At 43.7% G+C, this 1,258-nt stretch carries 2 protein-coding genes; both read left to right on the top strand.

Annotated features, from left to right (window positions below):
* Positions 1 to 339, top strand: a 339-nt coding sequence (locus A3738_RS31130) for a LysR family transcriptional regulator (protein WP_197473860.1), incomplete at its 5' end; no start/stop codon positions are given.
* A 118-nt stretch (positions 340 to 457) separates the two neighbouring features.
* The gene (locus tag A3738_RS14150) at positions 458 to 1,195 is read left to right on the top strand and encodes a 16S rRNA (uracil(1498)-N(3))-methyltransferase (RefSeq protein WP_068763656.1); all 738 of its coding nucleotides are present in this window, start codon (positions 458 to 460) and stop codon (positions 1,193 to 1,195) included.
* Positions 1,196 to 1,258 lie beyond the last annotated feature (63 nt).

Genomic DNA, 1,258 nt, shown 5'->3' with positions numbered 1-1,258 from the left:
ACCAATTACCCTCTGCTCATTCCGAACAACATTCCAATCAAAAAGCTTCTAACACACGAGGACAGCCCTATTCCTCATCCAACAAATTTAGTACATACCGGTGTTGATATAGCGACATTTTTGAACCTTGCCTCATCTGGCTTCGCAGCCAGTTTTTGCTTTCAACATATGCTAAAGCCGTTCATCGAAAAAGGCTCTCTCATAGATATCACGCCTCCTGATGTCGCAAGCAAAATCCCTGTGTATCTGATCTACAAAAACTATCAATACATGCCGGTGAAACACAGATGCTTTATCGATCTATTCAAATCAGCGTTTATCGATTCACCATCATATTAAACACGTAATTTGGTGTCATGAATTTCGCTAGAAAGTAGGCAGTGGTGTGCAGCATGAATTACACTACGCATCTTTCTAATGTCTGGTCGCCAGATTGAAGCGCACGAAAAGGCCCGCTATGCGAATCCCCAATATTTATGTCTCTACCAATCTAGATGATAACGCGTCGATCACACTTGATGATCAAGCTGCTCAGCACATCATAAANGTATTGCGTATGAAGAAAGGCTTTGCGCTGCAACTATTCAATGGAGACGGCTATTACTACCCTGCGACGATCGCAACAATTGATCGACGTAATGTCACGGTACAAACCAAAGATAGAATCTTCTGCGAGTCAGAATCAAACCTTCATACACATTTAGCTATTGTCATGTCTCGTGGCGATCGAATGGATTACGCTATTCAGAAAGCATGTGAGTTGGGCGTCAATCAAATCACGCCATTAACAAGCGAACGCTGCGAGGTCCGCCTTGATAACCAACAAGAAGACAAGCGCATTAAGCGTTGGCAACAAATAGCTATTAGTGCGTGCGAGCAATGTGGTCGTGCAACGGTGCCGTCGATCGCACAAGTAGAGATCTTAGATCACTTCGTAAACGCGAATGCAACAAACAAAGTGATAAAGCTAGTATTGCATCATCGTGACACTCAAGACTTGGCAACAGTAAGTCCATCACCTGAGCGCGTCATCATATTGATTGGCCCCGAGGGTGGACTTACGAGCGATGAAATAAACCACGCGACACAGAATAACTTTATTGCCTGCACGCTTGGTCCTCGCGTATTGCGAACAGAGACCGCGCCGGTAACTATTTTGTCTGTGTTGCAATGGTTGTGGGGTGATTTCAATTAAGCGTATAGCTGCGTTTAAAAATTACTACTGATATTAAAGTGATGGATTCACGATTACACTCTT

The sequence above is a fragment of the Oleiphilus sp. HI0066 genome (assembly GCF_001635725.1).
Note: the sequence above shows the minus strand (reverse complement) of the source record. Positions and strands in the feature narration are given on the sequence as shown.